The following is a 21,061-nucleotide window of genomic DNA, read 5'->3' on the forward strand; positions in this document are numbered from 1 at the left end:
GAATCTTGGAACCTTTCAATATGAAGGAGTGCGCATGTCAGCGCCAAATCTGCCAGAGCAAGCGATTGTGGTTCTCAACGCGGGCTCTTCCAGCGTCAAGTTTTCGGTCTTCATCGCGCAGGCATCCGGCGCCCTGAGCTTGCGCCTGCACGGCCAGGTGGAGGCCTTGTTCAACCAGCCGCACTTTCTGGTGCGGGGCGCCGACGGTGCGCTGATGGATCAGCGCCATTGGTCGGCCGGCACCCAGCTGGGCCACCATGGTGCCCTGGAATATTTGATCGAGTTCTTGCGCCAGCACTCCGAGGGCATCGTGCTGCTGGGCGTGGGCCACCGCGTGGTGCACGGCGGCATGTCCTATGCCGACCCGGTCAGGGTAGACGCAGCCACTTTGGCCGCCCTGGCGCAATTCGTGCCCTTGGCGCCGCTGCATCAGCCGCACAACCTGGATGCGATCCGCGCCGTGGCCGAGCTTTTGCCCGAGGTGCCCCAGGTGGCCTGTTTCGACACTGCCTTCCACCGCAGCGACCCGGACATGGCGCAGATGTTTGCATTGCCGCAGCGCTTCTTCGAGGAAGGCGTGCGGCGCTACGGTTTCCACGGCCTGAGTTACGAGTACATCGCCTCGGTGCTGCCGGCCCTGGCGCCGCGCGCTGCCAGCGGCCGCACGGTGGTGATGCATCTGGGTAATGGCGCCAGCATGTGCGCGTTGAGTGCTGGCCGCAGCGTGGCCTCCACCATGGGATTCACCGCCATTGACGGCCTGCCCATGGGCACGCGCAGCGGCAATCTGGATCCCGGCGTGGTGCTGTATTTGCAGCAGGAGCGGGGCATGTCGGCGGCCGAGGTGGAGCGCTTGCTTTACCAACAGTCAGGCTTGCTGGGTATGTCCGGCCTGTCCAGCGATATGCGCACGCTCTTGGCCAGTGATTCACCGGCGGCGCGTCGGGCTGTCGATCACTTTGTTTATCGCTGCGGGCGTGAGCTAGGTTCCTTGGCGGCGGCCCTCGGCGGCTTGGACGCGGTCGTGTTCACCGCCGGCGTGGGCGAGAACTCGGCCGAGATCCGCGCTCGCATCTGCCGCCAGGCGGCCTGGTTGGGCCTGCAGCTGGACGAGGCCGCCAACGCGGCCGGTGGGCCTTGCATCAGCCTGGCCGGCAGCGTGGTGGAGGCCTGGACTTTGCCCACCGACGAAGAGCTGATGATTGCGCGCCATACCCAGCGCGTGTTGATGACGCAGTAGCCGCAAGAGTCGCATTAGCAGCAACAGCCGCAGGGCTGAGCCTGCGCGGCCTCAGTCGCGCTTTTTGCGGTCGAATTCCTTGGGGCGGTAGACATTGCCGTCCCAAGTGCCGTCCAGCTTCTTGCTCTTGGCGCGGGCAATGGCTTGCGCGGCCTGCGCGGCGGCTGACTTTTCCACCGCCTTGCTGCGCCGCCATTGGCGCAGGCGCTGGACCAGATCCTGGCTGCGCCAAACCAGGCGGCGCAGGCCCTGGTTGACGCGCTGCTGGCGCTGGTGGCTCAGCATCATGTGCAGGCCCAAGGCCAAGCAGACCAGCAGGACGAGGCCGGCGAGGATGTTGTTGAAGGTGAGATAACTACTCATGGCGGCCTCAGTTTAGTCATTCCTAGGCTTGCTTGGCGGCTTATGTCTGCATGACCTCTGGCGAAGGAGCAAACCCTTTCTAGAATGCTGGCTCCCTGATCGGGGACATCGATGAATTCGCAGGAGTGAGCGGTTTGGCTAACAAAGCACAGAAAGACGGCGTGAGCGCACAGGCTCGGCCGACAAGCAAGGTGGCAATCAGCTGCCTGGTCGCGGCGCTGATGGGCGCTTTCGTGATGAGCAGCATGGCGCAGAGCGCACAAGCGGCGACCGGCGCGCCTGTGGCGCAGACGGCGTCGGCTCAGTCCGCCAGCAGCCTGAGCCTGGAGCAGCTGTTCCGCGCCGAGTCCTACCGCGGCGAAAACGCCAAGGACGCCAAGTTCAGCCGCAGCGGCCGCTATCTGGCCTATCTGTGGAACCCCTTCGGCGAACCCGGCACCGACTTGTATGTGCATGACACCAAGACCGGCAAGACCCAGCGCCTGAGTTCGCGTGCCTTGATGGCTGCCTTCGACGCGCCGGAAGACCTGGCCCGCTTCGACAAAAAGCTGGCGCAAAAGCGCAGCGAACTGGCCGAACGCCAAGCCAAGGAAGAAGCGCAAGCCGCCTATCTGCAAGGCAAGGATGTGGATTTGGGCCAGTGGGAAGCCGCCGCCCTGGAGCGTGTGAAGAAGGAACTGGCCGAGAAGAAGGCCAAGGACGACGCGCAAAAGGCCGCCGACAAGGCCGAGGCCGAGCGTGAGAAGGCCGCCATGGCCGCGCTGGAAGCCAAGCGTGCCGGCAAGCCCGTGCCTGCCGCTGCCGCAGCTTCTGCAGCTTCTGCAGCCTCTACTGCTTCTTCCGCTGAAAAGGCCGACAAGGCCGAGAAAGAGAAAGAACTCTGGGAGCTGCGTGACGAGCTGAAGAAGAGCCTGGCCAAGAACAAGCTCAAGCCCACCGACCTCTACCCCGGCGTGACGCAAGTGGTGTGGGCCAATCAGAAGGATGAGCTGATCTTCCAATACCGCGGCAGCCTGTTCCGCTGGAGCGCTGCCGACGGCAAGCTGCAGCCCCTGGTGGCCACGCAGCGTGACTTGCGCATCGTCGCCTTCTCGCCCGATGACCAAGGCTTTGTCTATATGGACGACAAGCGGGTGCTGCGCAGCCGCTTCGCCGAGGCCGGCGTGCAGGTGCTCAACCGCGAGTTGATCCACCCCGATGATGCCGACAAGAAGTACAGCATCGACGCCACCACCATCAGCGAGAACGGCCGCTGGATGGCCCTGCTGGCCCGCGCCCCGCTGACTGGCCCCGACGGCAAGGCCTTGCCGGCCGATGCCGAAGGCCGCAAGGTCGAAATCATGGACTACGCCGAGCGCTTCGCCAAAGCCAAGAAGGTGGACCGCGAAGTCTCCGACGACAAGCGCAAGCAAAAGCCCCTGGCCATCTACATCCGCCAAGTGCCCACCGCTGGCGAAGCCCCGCGCAAGCAAGCCGAAGCGGTGTTCACCCAAGCCGGTGGTGACGGTTGGTTCGAGATCAGCCCCATCGCCTGGGCGCGTGACGGCAGCCGCTATGCCTTCACCACCTGGGAGCGCGAGAAAGAGCTTTTCCGCCTCTACGTCGGCCGCGCCGATGAGAGCGCCAAGCCAGAGATGGTGCTGGAGCGCCGTGGCGATGTGGGCCACGAGGTCGTCAATGTGGTCGACCCCGAGTTCACCCCCGACGGCAAGCAAATCGTGATGAGCCTGGACGACGCCGGCTACCGCCAGCCCTATGCCTGGGACATCGCGGCTCGCTCCCTGCGGCCGCTGCTCAAGGGTGACTTCGAGGCGCACAACGTCATCGGCTTCACGCCCGACAGCAAGAGCATGTTTGTCACCGCCAACAAGGACGACTTCGCCGCCATGAACGTCTACCGCGTCAACCTCGCGGACGGCAGCATGCAGGCCCTGGGCCAGGCCGGTGACTATCACCGTGGTGCCGTGGTCTCGCGCGACGGCCAATGGGCGGCCGCCAATGCCGGTCAGTGGACAGCGCGCCCCGAGTTGAAGCTGCTGAAGGCCGACAAGCCGGCACCTGAGGCCGCCAAGGTCTTGACCGACAGCCACGACAAGGCCTGGGCGCAAGTCGACGCCCTGCGCCCCGAGCGCTTCACGTTCAAGAACCGCCATGGCGACAATATCTCGGCCTTTGTCTTCAAGCCCAAGGGCTGGCAAGCCAGCGACCGCCGCCCGGCCGTGATGTACGTCTACGGCGGCCCGCTGAACGACCGCCACACGGTGGAAAGCGACAGCTTCCAGCCCACGGCCTATGTGTTCGGCATGTATATGGCCGCCAAGCATGGCTATGTGACGGTGGCGGTGGACACGCGAGGACACTCCAACTACGGCCGCCGCTTCTCCGACGCCAACTGGGAGCAAGCCGGCCTGCCACAGACCGAGGACTTGGAAGACGCCTACAAATACGTCACCGCCAACTTCGGCGTTGACCCGGCTCGGGTGGGCCTGAACGGCTGGAGCTTCGGTGGCTTCCAGACCCAGTACACCATGTTCAGCAAGCCCGATCTGTTCGCCGCCGGCATCGCCGGTGCCGGCCCGACCGAATGGGAGAACTACAACAGCTGGTACAGCGGCCGCACCATCGGCAAGGTGGATCGCAGCAAGCCCAATCTGCGCAAATACTCCCTGCTGCCGATGGCCAAGGGCTTGCGCAAGCCCCTGCTGTTGGTGCACGGCATGATGGACCCGAACGTCTTGTACCAAGACACGGTCAATGTCTACCGCGCCTTGCTGGAATCCGGCAAGGAAGGCTTGGTTGATCTCTTCCTGGACCCGGACGGCGAGCACGGCATGGGCGGCGCGGTCAAGGCCGTCGGCTGGCACCGCAAGTACGAAGCCTTCTGGCTGCAAAAGCTGGGTACGGTGCAGGGCCCCGTGGCGAAGTAAGCGGGGCTGAGGTGGTCTGCGTCTAGGTTGAGGCGCAGACGACGCAAGTGCAGAAAAGGCGAGTCAACAGACTCGCCTTTTTCATTGCGGGGTACTGGATCTTCCTCGGCGGCTATTCAGCGGGCTCGAAGCCGGGATAGACCTGGTACGAGGGCAGGTCCGCGGCTAGCTCGTACCAGGGCGCCTTGCTACCAACAAAAACGTTGCGGCTTGGGGAAATCTTTGGATCGGTGTCCAGCGTTCCGAGTGTGATGACTGTGCCCTCGGGGGCGTTTAGCCGCCTGATGAAGAGTTGGGAGCCGCACTTTGAACAGAAAAGCTTCTCTCGGTTCTGGGACGAGCGATAGGCGGTGAGATGCGCTGAACCTTCGATCGTCAGTGCTGCGGTGGGCACAAGCGCGTTGCTTGAGAAAGCCGCGCCGTGAGCCTTTCGGCACATCGAGCAGTGGCAATTTTCCGCATGCTCAATTGCTGAGGCCACGGTGTAGCGCACTGATTGGCAGAGGCAGCTTCCGCTGAGCATTTATAGGCGCCCTGTTGACGACTTAAGCCGCTTCGTGGCGCCAGCTGGCGCCCCCGATCTTCATCACGGCCGCGCAGCGGCCACTGCCACCACTTTCACCTTCTGTCCCGGCTTGGGATCGTTATCCAGTGCCCCATTCAGCAAACGCAGCTGAGCCTCGGCTCGTGCGCCCAGAGGTGAGTTCTTGGCGAGTTGGGCAAAGCCGCCGGCGGGAAAAGCTTGCAGGCGCAGCACCCAGGGCTGGGCGGCTTTGCGGTCGGCGGCGGTGAGGGCGCGGAAGCTGGCTTCGGCTTCGCGCATTTGTGGGCGGGCGCGGTAGATCGCGCCGGCGTCGCGGCCCAGGTATTGCAAAACGTATTGCTGTTGCTTGGGGCCGTCCACCAGGGTCAGCTCCACCGCTTGCCGCTGACCTTGGGCGTTACGCACCACGCCGCTGAAGTGGCTGGCGGGCAGGCCGTTGAGGCTGAGCTTTTCCACCTGCCCTTGCTCGGGCTTGAGCAGGCGGCGCAAGATGTCTTCATGCGCGCCGCCGGCCTTGGCTGGGATGGGGCGCAGCACCAGGGCCGCGTCGCCCGCGGCGTTGACCAGGCTCACGGCCTCGGCGCCGTTATTGATCTTCCAGCCCATGGGGGCGCTGATGGCCAGGCCCAGGCCGGTGTGATAGAAGTTGTTGCCGCGGCTCAGGCCTTGCTCGGCGCTTTCGCCGTAAGCCATGCCTTCGATGGCCTTGAGGTAGGGCTCGCTACCGTCGTCCTGGTAGTTGCCGTCGTCGGCCTTGTATTGGCTGGCGATGTCGCGGATCTGTGCCAGGCGTTGGTCATTGCTGGGGTGGGAGGCCAGCCAACTGGCTTGCGTGGGCGCGGCGCGGCCCTCGGTCTTGGCTTGCTCGGCGGCAAAACGCTCTTGCTGCTTGAGCACGCCGATCACATTGACCATGTTCTGCGGCCGGTAATGGCTGCGCGCCAGGTATTCGGCGCCCAGGCCGTCGGCCTGCAATTCCTGCTCGCGGCCATAGGACGCGATATAGCCGGCGGCCGCCGTTTGCGAGGCCTGGCCCAGCATCTGCCCTGCGCCGCCCAGGCCTTGCGACTCCAGCACTGCGCCCAGCACGCTGGCGGCCAGCACGCCAAAGCCGGCCGTCTGCTGGCGGGTGGCGCGCTGCGCGCCGTGGCGGGCGGTGACGTGGCCGATTTCATGGCCGATGACGCCGGCCAGATCGGCCTCGCTATCCAGATAGGCCATGATGCCGCGCGTCACATAGACATAACCGCCGGGCAGGGCGAAGGCATTCACCTCCGGGCTGTCCAGCACGGTGAAGTGCCATGCCAGATGCGCGCGGTGGGATTGTTTGGCCAGGCGCTGGCCCAGCTCATTCACATAGGCTTGCAGCTTGGGGTCGGCCAGAGCCTGGTATTCCTGCAAGACCTGGGCGTGGGCTTTTTTGCCCTCGGCGATCTCGCTGGCTTCGTCCATCACCGAGCGTTCGGCCTGGCCCGTCACCGGGTTGACCACCACGCTGCCGCAGCCGCTCAAAAACAAGGCTGCTGCGGCTGCGGCAGCCAGGCTACTTTTTACCCGGCTGCGCATGCTCAAGCCGGCTGCTGTGGGTGGCGCAGGGCCCAGAGTTGCAAGACGTTGTCCAGCACCGAGCGGCTCAGGGCGTCGCGTTCCAGCGGGTCGTTCAAGCGGGCTTGCTCGGCCTCGCTCTGCAGGTTCTCGTCACCACCCAGCAGGGCAATGGGGGCCAGCAAGGGGCCGGTGACAGCGTCCTTGAACATTGGCTCCCAGGCGTCGGGCGCCAGATCCACCGCGGTCAAAAAGCCCAGGGCCCAGACTTCGGCATCGATCAAGTCTTCGCCTTCGTCTTGCTCGGCCACGCTGAAGATGGGTTCCCACAGCTCGGGCTTGGCGGTCCATTGCCAGGCGATGGAGCGCAGATGGCGCAGCACCAGCAACTGCACGCGTTTGCGCTGCTTGCCGCTGACGAAGGGGTAGTTCTCGGGTTTGGTGTCGGCAGCCAGGTCTTCGCCGTCGCCGCCCCAGACCTCGGGCAGCCATGCGGCGCCGGGCAGGGTGGGCAGCGCTTGCGGGCTCAGCAGCAGGCCGGCCAGATAGCCGTCCAGCGCCTCGATATTCATGGCGTCAACATTGGGCAGCTTGGTCAGCATGTCATCCAGGGTGGACAACTCCTCGTCGGAGAGGGGCTGATGGTCGGAGTTAGGGTCGTACTGAGGATATTCCATGGGGGGATTGTCGCTGCTTCACCGCGGTCAGGCGCTGCGCTGATTCAGCGCAGGCCCGGCCCGCTTGTCGAGCCGCCCTCCACCTGGCGCCGGGGAGGGGCAGGCGGGCTTTAAAAACGGCTGCGCGCCTTCTTGCCGTCGAACTCGGCCAGCTGGGTTTTCAGCAAGGCCATCAGCACGCGGGCATTGGCCTCGGTGAGGGCCAATACGGTGCTGGGCTCGATGCCTTCGACCGGGGTTTTGGGGGTGATCAAGGCGTCAATCTTGAACAACATCTGACCGTGGATGTTGTTGCTGGCGGCCTTGAACTTTTGAACTTCAATCGTGTACGTCTTCATAGCAATATCCTAACCTTTTGCAAATGCGCCGCGCAGGCGCTGTGCCAGCGAGACCCCGGCCAGCACCAGGGCGCCGGCCACCACGCCCACTAGGCCGCTGCTGAGCAGCCCAGCCACGCCGCCCAGGGGCCCGAGGCCTTGGGCCAGCTGCGCCGGCAACTCGTGCAAGAACGGCAGCCCATGGGCCAGGATGCCGCCGCCAACCAAGAACATCGCGGCCGTGCCGGCCACCGCCAGCGCCTTCATCAGCCAGGGGGCGGCCACCAGCAACAGCCGGCCAAACTGCTTGCTCAAGCTGCCTTTGCGGCGGCTCAGGTAGAGCCCGGCGTCGTCCAGCTTGACGATGCCCGCGACCAGGCCGTAAACGCCCACCGTCATCAGCAGGGCAATGCCGCTGAGCACCAGCACCTGGGTGCCGAAGGCGGCGGCGCTGACGGTGCCCAGGGTGATGGCGATGATCTCGGCGGAGAGGATGAAATCGGTGCGGATGGCGCCGCGCACCTTGTCGGCCTCGAAGGCGAGCAGGTCTTGTTGGGGGTCCAGTGCGGCTTGGCTGAGTGCGGCTTGGCTGAGTGCGGCTTGGTCGGCGGCCAAGTCCTCGGCGCTGTGCAAGTATTTGTGCGCCAGCTTTTCAAAGCCCTCGAAGCACAGATAGGCGCCGCCCACCATCAGCAGCGGCGTCACGGCCCAGGGCGCCCAGGCGCTGATGGCCAGGGCGGCGGGCACCAGAATCGCCTTGTTCTTGAACGAGCCCTTGGCCACGGCCCATACCACCGGCAGCTCGCGATCCGCCGCCACGCCGCTGACTTGCTGGGCGTTCAGGGCCAGGTCATCACCCAGCACGCCGGTGGTTTGTTTGGCGGCGGCTTTGGAGAGCAGGGCCACATCGTCCAGCACGGCGGCGATGTCATCGATCAGGAGCAAGAGGCTGGAAGCCGCCATGGAATTCTTTCAACAATGTTTGAATGATTTGGAGCGCCACCGGCCATGAACTGGCGTGGCAAACTGGCGCCCATTCTCTCCTGAGGAATTGACTCGTGAAACTGATCTCTTTGGCCTTGGCCCTGCTGTCCCTCTCGTCCATCACTGCGCAGGCCCAGGTGGCCACCGCTGCAGCAGTCCCGGCCAGCGCTGCCGCTTCCGCTGCGCTCAAGCCGGTCTACAACGAGCAAGCCGATGCGCGTGCCGAGCTCAACCAGGCCCTGGCCACGGCCAATGCGCAGAAGAAGAATGTGCTGGTGGTCTTCGGCGCCAACTGGTGCGGTGACTGCCGGGCGCTGGACAAGAAGATGAGCGAGGGCAGCCTGGCCGCGCACGTGGCCAAGCGCCTGGTGGTGCTGAAGGTGGATGTGGGCCGCTTCAATCGAAATACCGATCTGGCCCAGCAAATGGGCGTGCCTCTGAAGAAGGGCATTCCGGCCGCCGCCGTGTTGGGCCGCGACGGCGAGGTCATCAAGGCCACCGGCGGTGGCGAGTTGGCCGATGCCCGCAATATGGGCGACGAGGCGGTGCTGCGCGTCTTGCAGGGTCTGCACGCCAGTCCCTGACTGAGGGTTTAAGCGGCATGTGATTTCTTGGGGTCAAGTGTTGCCTTTTGGCGCGGGGTGGACTACCTTTCGCCTCATGGCACGTCCTCTACGCATTGAGTTCCCTGGGGCGGTTTACCACCTCAGTTCCTGGTGTGAACCTGGCGTCCCAGCGTTTGCCGATGATGAGGACCGAGCGGCCTTTCTCGCCTTGCTGGCGCAGACCCTGCACCGCTTCGATGCGCAGCTCTTGTCCTACTGCCTGCTGCCCGACCACTTTCATTTGCTGTTGTTCACCCGGCGCGGCAATTTGTCGCAGCTGATGCGGCATCTCTTGGGCGTCTACACCCAGCAGCATCACCTGCGCCACGGTGGCTGCGGCACGCTGTTTCACGGCCGCTTCAAGGCGGTGCTGGTGGACCGCGAAGCGCATCTGCTGGACACCTGCCGCTATATCGAATTGAACCCGCTGCGAATGGGTCTGGTGAAGGACCTGGCCCAATGGCCTTGGTCGAGTTATCCGGCGCATGCCGGCTTGGTAGCCGTGCCCGAATGGCTGGAGGCCGACGGCCTGTGGGCGTTTGTGATGGGCCGTGCCTTGAGCGGTGCCGCCGATCGGCGCCGCGCGGCAGAGCGTTATGCCAAGTTGCAGGCCAGCGATTCCCAGCTGCGCTTGTGGCCCGGGCGCTTGCGGCAGCAGATCTTTCTGGGTGACGACGCCTTTGCGCGCCGCATGTTGGCGCAGGGCCGCCGCAGCCGCCCAGCAGCCAGCGCCAAGGCAGCCCCTGGGCAGTGGGCCGATTGGCTGGCGCGCAGCGACTCGCGCGAGCAGGCGCTTTATCAAGCCCACACCGAGGGCGGCATGAGCATGAGCGTGCTGGCGCAGACGCTGGGCCTGTCGGTGTCGCGGGTGAGCCGCTTGGTGGCTGCCTACGAGCGTGGACTGGGCTGAGGGCTAAGGGCTGAGTGCTTGCGGGCTTGTTGGCCTTCTCGGCGCCTTGCTCCGTGGGTCAATTCAAGCTGCGCCGCCTGAAGTTGCGCCAGCCTCACGATCTGTCCCCGCCCGCTGTGGATAAGCGCGTGGGTAAGCTGCCCACAGCGGCGGCAAGTCATTGATATGAAAAGGCTTTCAACACGCTGCTGCAAATTTGAGCACGGTGGGTAGCCTGCCCGCTGGGCTTGAACTGGCCCCTATGGAAGTGCGTCTGTGTGTCAAGACATCCAGCAGTCAAAGGCGCCATTTCAGCCTTGGTTCCCCATCCGCTTCATGAACTGTCCCCGCCCGCTGTGGATAAGCGCGTGGGTAAGCTGCCCACAGCGGCCGTAAGTCGTTGATCTGACGGGGCTTTCAACGCGCTGCTGCAAATTTGAGCACGGTGGGTAGATTGCCTGATGGGCTTGAGTTAGCCCCTGTGGAAGTGCGTTTGTGCGTCAGTCTGCCAAGACGTGCAGCAGTCGGAGGCGCAATTTCAGCTTTGGATCCCCATTTGCTTCACGAACTGTCCCCGCCTGCTGTGGATAAGCGCGTGGGTAAGCTGCCCACAGCGGCAGTAAGTCATTGATCTGACGAGGCTTTCAACGCGCTGCTGCAAATTTGAGCACGGTGGGTAGATTGCCAGCTGGCCTTGAAGTGGCGCAGACGGAAGTGCATCACTGAGTCAGCGTGTCAAGGCCTGAGTCGGGGCGGCCAAGGTGCCTAGCGGTTGGAAGCCCAATTCCAGCAGTGCTTCGCCGACGGCTGCCATCTGGCTTCCTGTGCACTTCACGATCTGTCCCCGCCTGCTGTGGATAAGCGCGTGGGTAAGCCGCCCATAGCGGCTGCAAGCCGTTGATCTGAATAGGATTTCAATACGCTGCTGCAAATTTGAGCAGGGTGGGCAAGTCGCCCGCGGGGCTTGATGGCGCCCCAGGTAGAAGTGTGGCTGGTCGTCAGTGCGTCAGCGCGTGAGTCGGGGCGGCCAGTTCGGCTTCCACCCAGGCATCCTGGCTTTGTTCGCGAGCGCTGGCCAGTTGCTGGCACAACTCGAACACGCCCAGGTTGTCGCCGCCCTGCTGTTCGGGCATGGGCTGGCTGGCGATGTCGGCGGGCAGGTCGGCCAAGGCGCCCAGCAGCTGGAAAAGCAATTCCAGCGTGGGTTCGCCGTCGGCTTCCATCTGGCGCGCCAAGCCTAAGCTGCGGCAGAGGTACCAGCAGGCTTGAGCGGCGTTATCGCAATGCGCTTGGTACAGCGCCTCGGTTTCCAGGGCGACGCTGCGGGCGTTTTGCTCTTGCCGCTCGCGGGCTTGTTCGTCAATGCTCACGGCGGGATGCTGGCCATGGCTGGCGTCGGCCAGCGGGCTGGCAATGTCCAAGACATGCTTGCCGCTCGCCAGTGATGTTGATTTGCTTGCCATGATTCGCCTTTACTGCCGGCACCTTGCTGGAGTCCTGATCGTATTCCCCTGGCCTGACGGGAGGCGCCCCGCAGATGAGGGGCGCCATCAAGCCAAGACTCGACGCTGTGCAATTATCACGCTGCAAGGCGAAAACAAGGCTTTGTCAGCGCTTCTTGGTCGGGCGGGCCCAGCCGCTGATGGCGATTTGTTTGCCGCGCGCCACACTCAGCTCGCCAGCCGCCACCGTTTTGGTGATGGTGGAGCCGCCACCAATCGTGGCGCCAGCGCCAATCGTCAGTGGCGCGATCAGCACGCAGTTTGAGCCCACATGCACATCGGCGCCGATTTCCGTGCGGTGCTTGTTGGCACCGTCGTAATTAGCGGTGATGGCGCCGGCGCCGTAGTTGACGCGCTCGCCGACGGTGGCGTCACCCAGATAAGCCAAGTGATTGGCCTTGGCGCCACGCGCCATGGTGCTGTTCTTGACCTCGACGAAGTTGCCGATGTGTACCTCGGGGCCCAGCTCGGCGCCGGGGCGCAGGCGTGCGAAGGGGCCGATCAGGGCGCCTTCGCCCACGGTGACGCCCAGCGCCTCGCCGTCGATATGGGTGAACTCATGGATGCGTGCGCCGGCCTTGATATGGGCATTGCGAATCACGCAGTTGGCGCCAACGCGCACGCCGTCGCCCAGGGTGACCTGGCCTTCGAACACGCAGTTGATGTCGATTTCAACATCCTGGCCGCAAGTCAGGCTGCCGCGCAGATCGAAGCGGGACGGGTCAGCCAAGCGCACGCCGGCGTCCATCAAGGTGACGGCTTGCTGGCGCTGGAAGCGGCGCTCCAGGTCGGCCAGTTGCACGGGGCTGTTGACGCCCAGCACCTCGGTTTCATGGTCGGTCTTCACGCCCACCACCGGCACGCCTTCGGCCACGGCCATGGCGACGATGTCGGTCAGGTAGAACTCGCCCTGGGCATTGTTATTGTTCAAGCGGCTAACCCAGCGCTTGAGCGCGGCGGTGGGCGCGGCCATGATGCCGGTGTAGCACTCGCGGATCAGGCGCTGCTCGGGGCTGGCGTCCTTGTGCTCGACGATGGCTTTGAGCGACTCGCCCTCGCGGATGATGCGGCCATAGCCGGTCGGGTCGCTGTACTCGATGGTCAAGAGCACCAGCTTTTCGCCGCCACAGGCTTCGACCAGTTGGCGCGCGGTGCTGGTGGCGGTGAGCGGGGTGTCGCCGCTGAGAATCAAGGTGCTGCCTGCGACCTCATCGCCCAGCACGGGTACGGTCTGCTGAATCGCGTGGCCGGTGCCCAGCTGGGGCATCTGGCGCACAAAGGCAACGCCGGGGCTGCCGGCCACGACCGCTTCCACTTGCTCGGCACCATGGCCGGTGATGATGATGCGCCGCTCGGCTGCCAAGGGCGCCGTGTTGTCCAGCACATGCTGCAGCAGGGCGCGCCCGGCCAGTTTGTGCAAGACCTTGGGCAGGGTCGACTTCATGCGGGTGCCTTTGCCCGCGGCCATGATGACAATGTTCAGCGCCATAGAAAAATCGCGACTCCAAGGATGAAGTCGCGATTATCACCGGCCTATTTGACAGGGCTGGGTGTGCCCACCATCACCGACACCCGGCGTGGCTTGGGGTCCACTTGCGGGAACCCGCTCAGCGCGGCGCCGAACATGGCGCTGATCAGTTCCATATCGCCTTGGTTGTTGCCCTCGCTGCTGGCGCGGGCTTCAAACAGCGGCTCCAAAGTCTGGCGCTCGCGCACCAGCAGGGCGACCGAGCGCTCAAAGCGCCGCTCCATCAGCATCATGTCAGTGGGGCTGTAGAAGGGGTGGGCGCCGCGGCGCGGCCAGGCACCGGGCCCATAGCCATAGCGCCAGGCCGAGTAGCTGCCGTGCCAGCGCCACCAAAGCGGGTCGTCCCAGGGAGAGCGGTCTTGCGCGTTGATGCGCACGCCCAGCGAGATGAGATAGTCAGCCGCCTTGGGGTCGCTGGCCTCGTTGAAGCCGGCTTTGCTGAGTGCGGCGCGGGCGCTGTCTTCGATGCGGCTTTGCAAATCAGCGCTGTCGCCGGCTTGTTGCTGCGAGGGCAGGCGGTCAAAGGTGTAGCTGCCGGGCTGGCGCGGAGCCGCCCAGCTGCCAAAGCTGGCCACTTCGGTGTTGAGGGTGTAAGTGCTGCTGCAGCCGCTCAGGCCCATCAGGGCGGTGGCGGCCAGCAGCGTCAGGCCACCTGCAAACAGACGACGTCGATTCATGTGCTTTTGCTCCTGTGCTCGCGATCCCAGCATTGTTGCGTGTCAGGGCGGTCAAGCCTTGACGCCCGGGCGAGTGTCGGATCGAGCGGCCAGAACAATTGACCAGATCACTCGTCTTGCTTGGCCTCGCGCCGCACCGGGATCACGCTGCTGATGCTGGTCGTGGTGGGTGTGCCGCAGGCCTCGTCTTCGTCGAAGGCGATGTCGCCATTGGCATCGGGTTGGCCGGTGGCCTTGATGGTCTGGAAGGGGAATAGCTCGCGGTCCATCATGTGCGAGGGCACGACCTTGCTCATGGCGGTGAACATATTCTCGACCCGGCCGGGGAACTTCTTCTCCCAGTCATTGATCATGGCCTTGACCTGCACGCGCTGCAGGTTCTCCTGGCTGCCGCACAAATTGCACGGGATGATGGGGAACTCACGATGCGCGGCCCAGCGCACCAGATCGGGCTCGGCCACATAAGCCAGCGGCCGGATCACCACATGTTGGCCGGTGTCGCTGACCAGCTTGGGCGGCATGCCCTTCATGCGCGCGCCGAAGAACATATTCAGCAAAAGCGTGACGATGATGTCGTCGCGGTGGTGGCCCAGCGCAATCTTGGTGGCACCCAACTCCGAAGCCACGCGGTAGAGATTGCCGCGACGCAGGCGGGAGCACAGGCTGCAGGTGGTCTTGCCTTCGGGCACCAGGCGCTTGACGATGGAGTAGGTGTCCTGCTCCTCGATGTGGAAGGGCACACCACGGCCTTTGAGGTATTCGGGCAGGATGTGCTCGGGGAAGCCGGGCTGCTTCTGGTCCAGATTAACGGCCACGATCTCGAAATTGATAGGCGCGCGTTGCTGCATATTCAGCAAGATGTCCAGCATGGCATAACTGTCTTTGCCGCCGGACAGGCAGACCATGACCTTGTCGCCCTCTTCGATCATGTTGTAGTCGGTGATCGCCTGGCCCACCTGGCGATGCAGGCGTTTGGACAGCTTGGTGATCTCGACGGACTGTTTTTTGTCCTTGTCCTTGGCCTCGGGGGCGTTGTCGACTTCAGGGGCGAGGGTGTTCATGTCGTTCATCTTCATCTGATTTACCACTGGCCGCATTCGGCGCTGATGGCGACTTGGCAGTCGGGGAATATTTCTAGCTTGGTCACTTTGATGCGCACGCCCACCACGCCATGCAAGCTCATCAAGCGGGTGCAGAGCTTGCCCAGCAGGGCTTCGAGCAGGTCGGTGTGCTCTGCGGTGCATTCGTCAATGATGATGGTGCGCACGCGGCGGTAGTCCAGCACATGGCCGATGTCGGCATCGCGCGAAACAATGGTCTGCGCGCCCAGATTGACCTCGGCATCGACCTGAATCGGCTGTGGCCCTTCGCGCTCAAAGTCCAGCACGCCGAGGTTGGCGCCGAAGCGCAGGCCGGTGATGTGAATGATCTGGCGATTGTTGCGGCGCAGGGTCAGCGGGGCTTGGCCTTCGCGCAGCGGGCGCAAAAACGCTTCAATCGCTTTGGCCGCCACCACGCCATCGCCCAGGGCCGTTTGCACGCAGGGGTGCTGGTGGCCGCTGGCGTCGCCGGCCACGAAGAGGCCCAGGGGCGCAAAGCGCGGCTCGTCACGGAAGGGGTGCGAGGGCGCGGTGACGCCGGCGCGCTGCAAGGCGTCACCCACCAGCAGCCAGGCCTCGGGCGCGGCTTCGTAGCCCAGCAGCACGGCCACATGGTCAAAGCGCTCTTCGCCATGCTCGCGCGAGTCCACCTGCACGCCGGTGGCGTCCGGCAGCAGTTGGCTGGGCAGAGGGCAGCGCGGGCGCTGGATGATTGCGGGCTGCAGCTTGTCCACCAAGCCTTGCTGGGCGCGCCAATCGCTGCGCGACCACAGCGTGACCTGGTGGCCGTGGGCCTGCAGGAAATGCGCGTTCTCGACCGCGTTGTCACCGCCGCCCAGCAGCAGGATGCGGCCCGGCGGCAAGGTGGCGCGCTGAGTGGTCAGCGCGATGGCATCGAGGATGCGGGCGTGCGCGTTGGCGAAAAAGAGGTCGGGCCGCAGCGGCTGCAGGCCGGTGGCCAGCAGCAGGCTTTTGGCATGGATCTGGCGGCCATCGTCCAGGCGCAGCTGCCAGCCCTGGCCGTTGATCCAGTCGGCATGACTGAGCCGGCGCTGCAGGTAGAGCTGCAAGCCCGGCAAGGCGCGGGTCTGCGCGGCATAGCGCTGGCCCAGCTCGGCCAAGGTGTCGCCGGGGGCGCCCAGCAGCCAATCCTGAGGGAATTGCAAGGCCTGCAGTGAAGCGCAAAGCTCGGCCGCGCGCTCAATCAGGGCCACACGCAGGCCCAGCTGGCTCAGCCAGGAGGCGGCGCTGCAGCCCGCGGGGCCGCCGCCGATGATGGCGACGTCGACGCTGCTGGCGAGAGGGGTGTGGCCGTCGGCGGAGGCAAGCTGGGGCATGGGGCAGGTGTGGGAACTGAATCGGCAATTATCCCAGGCTGGTGCAGTTGCGCTTGCCGCTAGGATGGCGGCCCCTGAATGCGCGCCAAAAACTGCCGCAAGACAACTGCCAACTGACAAGGAAATTGGCTCATGCCAAGACTCGATTCGAGCTGCGTTCGTTCAATCTCTCTGCCCCTGTGGCTGGCCGGCGGCCTGGTGGCCTTGCTGCTGCAAGCCACGCCGCTCTGGGCGGCTGATGCGGCCCCGCAGGCTCAGGCTGCGCCGGCCTCGGCTGCTGCAGCAGCACCGCTGCCGGTTCGTGCCTATGTGGAGCCGCCGCGTTTTGCCCAACCATCGATCTCGCCGGACGGCCGCTACCTGGCCGTGTTGGCGCCCGTCGGTGGGCGTCGCAATTTGATGGTGGTGGATTTGCAAACCCGCGAGGGCAAGGCCCTGACCGGCCAGACCGATTTCGACGTGGTCGGCCTGCATTGGGTGGGCAGCGATCGTCTGGTGTTCAGCCTTGGCCGCTTAAATTCGCCCACCGGGCCGGAGTCGGGCGATGGCGGCGGCCTGTTCACGATCCGGCGTGATGGCAAGGACTTTCGCAAGCTGTCGCCCACCCTGCGTGAACAAATGAGCCGCAGGGAAGGCCACTTCCGGCGCATGAGCTATTTGATGCCGGTGCCCGGCAGCGAGCATGAGATTTTGGTCAGCAGCAATTTCCGCAGCGCCAAGGTGCAAGACATCTATCGGGTCAACTTGGACAGCGGTGAAAAAAAGCTGCTGACTTTTGATCAGCCTGGTGACGTGCGGGGTTGGCTGTTGGATCCCCAGGGCGTGCCACGCTTGGCCATGGTGGTGGACAAGGAGGACGATCCGCGCGAATTTGGCGGCGCCAAGGTGATGCTGCGAGCCGCCATCGACGCCCCCTGGCAGGTGCTGGCTCGCTTCGAACCTGATGAGCGCCAGCGTTGGCAGCCGGTGGCTTTTGCTGACAACGGCAAGGATTTGATCGTGGCGGCGCGCAATGGCCGCGACACCACAGGCCTGTATCGCTTCGATGTGGCGGCGGGAAAAATGGCCGAGCCCTTGGCCGTGCATCCTCGTTATGACATCTCTGGCGGCTTGTTGTACGACACCAAGAATCATCAGGCTGTGGGCGTGGCGATTGCCGATGAACGCTATCAAGTGGCTTATTTCGATGCCGGCTATGCCCAGCTGCAGGCCCAGTTCGAGGCGCTCTTCCCAGGCAAAGCGGTGCGCTTTGAGAAGAGCGCCGGCGCGCGCAGCTTGGTGACGGTGTGGAGCGACCGCTCGGTGCCGACCTTCTACATCTTCGACGCGGAAAAGAAGACGCTGGAAGAAGCCTTGCGCTCTCGTGATGAGGTGGAGGAGGAGCATCTGGTGACGATGCGGCCCTTCTTGCTGAAAACGCGCGACGGCTTGGAGATTCCGTCCTACTACTTCTTGCCGGCCAACTATCAGCCGGGCCAGCGCTTGCCCACCGTGGTGCATGTTCATGGCGGTCCACAAGTTCGTGCCGATACCTGGGGTGCGCTGAACAGCTTTGGCGTGCGGGAGGCGCAGTTGCTGGCCTCGCGTGGCTATGCGGTGGTGCTGCCCAATTACCGCGTCACGCCAGGTCTGGGGCAAAAAATCTATCGTGCCGGTTTTGGTGAGGTGGGCCGCAAACTGTCGGATGACCATGAGGACGCCGCCCATTGGGCCGTGGCCCAGGGCTTTGCCGACGCGCAGCGGGTTTGCATCAGCGGCGCCAGCTACGGCGGCTATGCGGCGCTATGGGCCAGCATCCGCTCGGCCGAAGTCTTCAAGTGCGCTGTGGCCGGCTTGGTGGTGAGCGATATGAAGCTGCAGCTGAATTCGAACCGGACCGATTTTTCGGGCAGCGAATTTGCCGTGGCGGAATGGAAGCGCCTGCTGGGCGTGGTGGGCGACGACTGGACGCGGGCGCAAGAAGTGTCGCCGGCGCTGCATGCCGAGCGCTCCAAGCTGCCGCTGATGATTTACGCTGGTGAAGCCGATCGCCGCACGCCCCTGGAGCAGACCAAGGCCATGATCACTGCGCTGAGCGAGGCCGGCAAGCCCGCCGAAGTGGTGATGATCAAGGCCGGTGAAGGCCATGGTTATGGCAAGGTGGAGAACAACGTCGAGCTCTACACCCGCATGCTGGAGTTCCTGGACCGGCACATCGGCCCGGCCAGCCGCGCCTCAGGCCAAGCGGCTGCTGGCGCTGATGGCGCCGCCGCTGCGGCTAGCGCGCCTGGCGCGGTAGTGGCGAACTAAGCGCCAGCCCAGCAGCAGGAGCAGGATGGCGCCGTAAACCGCGGGCTCGGCAAAATCATTCTTGCCGGCGCGCATCCAGATGAAGTGCAGCAGGCCGATCACCGCCACGGCGTAGACGGCCTTGTGCAGCCACTGCCAGCGCTTGCCACCCAGAGCCTTGATGGCCTTGTTGAAGCTGGTGGCGGCCAAGGGCAGCATCAAGGCCCAGGCGGTGAAGCCCATCAGGATGAAGGGGCGCTTGGCGATGTCGTGGGCGATGTCGCCGAAGTCCAGGCCCATGTCCAGCCAGGCGTAGGCCAGCAAATGCAGGCTGCCGTAGACAAAGGTGAAGACGCCCAGCATGCGGCGAAAGCGCAGCAGGGCGGGCTGGCTGCTGAGCACGCGCAAGGGCGTGATGGCCAGCGTGAGCCACAGGCCGCGCAGGGTCCAGTCACCCAGGCCGCGTATCAGCGCCTCAGCCGGGTTGGCGCCCAGCTGATTGTTGGCTGCGGCCCAAACGAGCCAAGCCAGCGGCAGCAGGCATAGCGCGAATAGCAGCGGCTTGGCGGCGGGGTGCAGCCAGAGATTCTTCGGCTTGGGCATGGCTTAGTAATTCTTTTTGAGGTCCATGCCGGCGTAGAGGTGAGCGACCTGGGCTTCATAGCCGTTGAACATCAGGGTCGGGCGCTTCTTGCTGAACAAGCCGTCTTCGCCGATGCGGCGCTCGCTGGCCTGGCTCCAGCGCGGGTGGTCGACCTGCGGGTTGACGTTGGAGTAGAAGCCGTATTCCTGCTGGGCCGATTTGGTCCAACTGCTGGTGGGTTGCTTCTCCACAAAGCGGATCTTGACGATGGACTTGGCCGACTTGAAGCCGTACTTCCATGGCACCACCAGGCGCACCGGCGCGCCGTTCTGATTTGGCAAGACCTCGCCATACATGCCAAAGCTCAGCAGGGTCAGCGGATGCATGGCTTCGTCCATGCGCAGGCCTTCCACATAGGGCCAGTCCAGCACGCCGGAGCGCACGCCGGGCATTTGCGACTTGTCGGCCAAGCTGATGAATTCAACGAATTTGGCCTTGGAGGTGGGTTCCACTTTTTTGATCAGCTCGGCCAGGGAATAGCCCACCCAAGGAATCACCATGGACCAGCCTTCCACGCAGCGCAGGCGGTAGATGCGCTCTTCCATGGGGCTGAGCTTGAGCAGGGTGTCCAGATCGAACACGCCGGGCTTGCCGACCTCGCCCTCTACCGTCACCGTCCACGGCCGGGTGCGCAGGCTGCCGGCGTAGCGGGCGGGGTCGGACTTGTCGGTGCCGAACTCGTAGAAATTGTTGTAGCTGCTGGCGTCTTGGTAGCTGGTCGGCTTCTCCAGGCTGATGGCGCCGGCCACGCTGCTTTTGGCGCCGGGCAGTTTGGGCAGCTTGCCGCCGCCGGGCGCCTGGGCCAGGGCCTCACGGCCAGCCCAGCTGGCCAGTGCAGCTCCGGCGGCGCCGCTGGCCATCAGGCGCAGCCAGTCGCGCCGTTGCTCGTAGACGGCGCGTGGGGTGATCTCGGTGGCGGCTGGGGAGCGCAGGAGCGGGGAGTCGCGATTCATAGGGGCAGGCTTTCGGTTGAGGTTGAACTTGCCCCGTCTGTCGTACCGGGCGGGCCTGAGCTTACGCGGCTAGCAAAAAATAGGATGGCCCAGGGTTTTTACCCGCCTAGCCAACTGGACGGGCACTGCACCTTGCTCAGCATGGTTTGGTATTCGCCGCTGGCTTTGAGCTTCTTGAGGCCTTGGTTGAAATCGGCAAGCAAGGCGGCACTGCGAGGCGCTTGGAGGGGCAGGATCAGGTGCGTGGTGAAACTCTCGGTCAGCAGTCGCGGATGGGCTTGCAAGCGACTGGCCTGCTCTGACGTGAAGTGCCGGTAGAGCAGATCGCACGCCACATTGCGTTCCATGGGCATGGCATCGATGCGGCCCAGCAGCAGTTTGCGCAAGCCAGCCTCATCGCTAGGCGTGCTGTCGCTGCGCAGTTCGCCACTTTTCAGTAGCGCCCAGAACTCCGGTGTGTAGGTGTACTCGCGAATGACGCCAAGGGTGTAGGGGCGCAACTGGCGCAACTCTTGCCAGTCCAGTTTGAGTTCGCGGCGGTAGATGATCACCCATTGCTCGGTCAGGACGTTGTCGCTGAGCAAAAAGCTGCGTTGTCGCGCTGGCGATGCGCCCCAGTAAGCAGATGCGTCCCACTGGCCTTGCTGGGTTTCTTGTTGGGCTCGTGGCCAGGGGCGGAAATGGAACTCGACCTTGTGACCGCTGAGCTCGAAGGCGCGCCGCACAATCGCCAAGGCAATACCTTGGTCGAGGCGTGACTGGGTGGCGTAGGGCGGCAACTCGCCGGTGGCAATTTGCAGGGCCGAGGTTTCGGCCGCCACGCCGCCTGTCAGTGCGGCCAAACCCACGGCCAAGGCCCATCTCAAAGCCAGTGCCCTGCCTCGCTTGCCCCGGCATATGCGCGGCCACATCATATTGAGCTCAGTTCAACTCATTGCTGTCGATGTCTCTGCTCGCGTGAG

General features: G+C 64.4%; 19 protein-coding genes and 1 pseudogene. 5 read left to right on the forward strand and 15 right to left on the reverse strand.

Annotation, left to right across the window (positions count from 1 at the left end; all coding sequences use genetic code 11):
* Nucleotides 1-34 precede the first annotated feature (34 nt).
* Nucleotides 35-1,240 (forward strand): acetate/propionate family kinase, encoded by a 1,206-nt coding sequence (locus AABB87_RS12465; protein WP_341971551.1) that lies wholly within the window; start codon nt 35-37, stop codon nt 1,238-1,240.
* A 51-nt stretch (nt 1,241-1,291) separates the two neighbouring features.
* Here the strand turns inward: AABB87_RS12465 and AABB87_RS12470 are convergent, their stop codons facing one another.
* Nucleotides 1,292-1,603, reverse strand: a complete 312-nt coding sequence (locus tag AABB87_RS12470; RefSeq protein ID WP_341971552.1) for a hypothetical protein — start codon at nt 1,601-1,603, stop codon at nt 1,292-1,294.
* Nucleotides 1,604-1,737: 134 nt separating this feature from the next.
* Here AABB87_RS12470 and AABB87_RS12475 point away from each other — a divergent pair, with 134 nt between their 5' ends.
* Complete coding sequence (locus AABB87_RS12475; protein ID WP_341971553.1) at nt 1,738-4,530, forward strand: S9 family peptidase; 2,793 nt, start codon at nt 1,738-1,740, stop codon at nt 4,528-4,530.
* A 112-nt stretch (nt 4,531-4,642) separates the two neighbouring features.
* Here the strand turns inward: AABB87_RS12475 and AABB87_RS23090 are convergent, their stop codons facing one another.
* The 5 genes from AABB87_RS23090 to AABB87_RS12495 form a co-directional block, all read right to left on the reverse strand.
* Nucleotides 4,643-5,053: a GFA family protein gene (locus tag AABB87_RS23090; RefSeq protein ID WP_445944862.1), complete on the reverse strand. Its 411-nt coding sequence runs from the start codon at nt 5,051-5,053 to the stop codon at nt 4,643-4,645.
* A gap of 63 nt (nt 5,054-5,116) precedes the next feature.
* Complete coding sequence (locus AABB87_RS12480; protein WP_341971694.1) at nt 5,117-6,640, reverse strand: M48 family metalloprotease; 1,524 nt, start codon at nt 6,638-6,640, stop codon at nt 5,117-5,119.
* A gap of 2 nt (nt 6,641-6,642) precedes the next feature.
* Nucleotides 6,643-7,296 (reverse strand): UPF0149 family protein, encoded by a 654-nt coding sequence (locus AABB87_RS12485; RefSeq protein WP_341971554.1) that lies wholly within the window; start codon nt 7,294-7,296, stop codon nt 6,643-6,645.
* Nucleotides 7,297-7,406: 110 nt separating this feature from the next.
* Nucleotides 7,407-7,634 (reverse strand): hypothetical protein, encoded by a 228-nt coding sequence (locus tag AABB87_RS12490; RefSeq protein WP_058718555.1) that lies wholly within the window; start codon nt 7,632-7,634, stop codon nt 7,407-7,409.
* Nucleotides 7,635-7,643: 9 nt separating this feature from the next.
* Nucleotides 7,644-8,576: a DUF808 domain-containing protein gene (locus tag AABB87_RS12495; RefSeq protein ID WP_341971555.1), complete on the reverse strand. Its 933-nt coding sequence runs from the start codon at nt 8,574-8,576 to the stop codon at nt 7,644-7,646.
* Between the two features lie 95 nt (nt 8,577-8,671).
* Here AABB87_RS12495 and AABB87_RS12500 point away from each other — a divergent pair, with 95 nt between their 5' ends.
* On the forward strand, nt 8,672-9,181 hold the full coding sequence (locus tag AABB87_RS12500; protein ID WP_341971557.1) for a thioredoxin family protein: 510 nt from the start codon (nt 8,672-8,674) through the stop codon (nt 9,179-9,181).
* A 76-nt stretch (nt 9,182-9,257) separates the two neighbouring features.
* Entirely contained in the window at nt 9,258-10,112 is an 855-nt protein-coding gene (locus AABB87_RS12505; RefSeq protein WP_341971558.1) for a transposase, read from the forward strand.
* 977 nt (nt 10,113-11,089) lie between these two features.
* On the opposite strand, the gene AABB87_RS12510 is transcribed toward AABB87_RS12505, so the two are convergent.
* From AABB87_RS12510 to AABB87_RS12535, 6 genes and pseudogenes are all read right to left on the reverse strand, one after another.
* Nucleotides 11,090-11,554 (reverse strand): hypothetical protein, encoded by a 465-nt coding sequence (locus tag AABB87_RS12510; RefSeq protein ID WP_341971559.1) that lies wholly within the window; start codon nt 11,552-11,554, stop codon nt 11,090-11,092.
* A 145-nt stretch (nt 11,555-11,699) separates the two neighbouring features.
* Entirely contained in the window at nt 11,700-13,082 is a 1,383-nt protein-coding gene (gene glmU / locus AABB87_RS12515; RefSeq protein WP_341971560.1) for a bifunctional UDP-N-acetylglucosamine diphosphorylase/glucosamine-1-phosphate N-acetyltransferase GlmU, read from the reverse strand.
* Between the two features lie 44 nt (nt 13,083-13,126).
* The gene (locus AABB87_RS12520) at nt 13,127-13,798 is read right to left on the reverse strand and encodes a DUF4136 domain-containing protein (protein WP_341971562.1); all 672 of its coding nucleotides are present in this window, start codon (nt 13,796-13,798) and stop codon (nt 13,127-13,129) included.
* 107 nt (nt 13,799-13,905) lie between these two features.
* Entirely contained in the window at nt 13,906-14,859 is a 954-nt protein-coding gene (gene ttcA, locus AABB87_RS12525) for a tRNA 2-thiocytidine(32) synthetase TtcA (protein ID WP_341971563.1), read from the reverse strand.
* A gap of 20 nt (nt 14,860-14,879) precedes the next feature.
* A complete protein-coding gene (locus tag AABB87_RS12530; RefSeq protein WP_058721997.1) occupies nt 14,880-15,248 on the reverse strand; it encodes a dihydroneopterin aldolase in 369 nt (122 codons plus the stop codon).
* Nucleotides 15,249-15,656: 408 nt separating this feature from the next.
* Nucleotides 15,657-16,235: pseudogene (locus AABB87_RS12535) on the reverse strand (FAD-dependent oxidoreductase); the annotation flags it as partial.
* Between the two features lie 132 nt (nt 16,236-16,367).
* Here AABB87_RS12535 and AABB87_RS12540 point away from each other — a divergent pair.
* Entirely contained in the window at nt 16,368-18,524 is a 2,157-nt protein-coding gene (locus tag AABB87_RS12540) for a S9 family peptidase (RefSeq protein ID WP_341971564.1), read from the forward strand.
* On the opposite strand, the gene AABB87_RS12545 is transcribed toward AABB87_RS12540, so the two are convergent.
* From AABB87_RS12545 to AABB87_RS12555, 3 genes are all read right to left on the reverse strand, one after another.
* Nucleotides 18,450-19,106, reverse strand: coding sequence for a sulfite oxidase heme-binding subunit YedZ (locus tag AABB87_RS12545; protein WP_341971565.1), 657 nt, complete (start codon nt 19,104-19,106; stop codon nt 18,450-18,452). The two genes, AABB87_RS12540 and AABB87_RS12545, sit on opposite strands and share 75 nt — an antisense overlap.
* A 3-nt stretch (nt 19,107-19,109) precedes the next feature.
* Nucleotides 19,110-20,099: a protein-methionine-sulfoxide reductase catalytic subunit MsrP gene (gene msrP / locus AABB87_RS12550; protein ID WP_341971566.1), complete on the reverse strand. Its 990-nt coding sequence runs from the start codon at nt 20,097-20,099 to the stop codon at nt 19,110-19,112.
* 98 nt (nt 20,100-20,197) lie between these two features.
* A complete protein-coding gene (locus AABB87_RS12555) occupies nt 20,198-20,947 on the reverse strand; it encodes a substrate-binding periplasmic protein (RefSeq protein WP_341971695.1) in 750 nt (249 codons plus the stop codon).
* Between the last annotated feature and the right edge of the window lie 114 nt (nt 20,948-21,061).

Source organism: Roseateles sp. PN1 (genome assembly GCF_038419725.1).
In the GTDB taxonomy this organism is placed as follows: domain Bacteria; phylum Pseudomonadota; class Gammaproteobacteria; order Burkholderiales; family Burkholderiaceae_C; genus Paucibacter_A.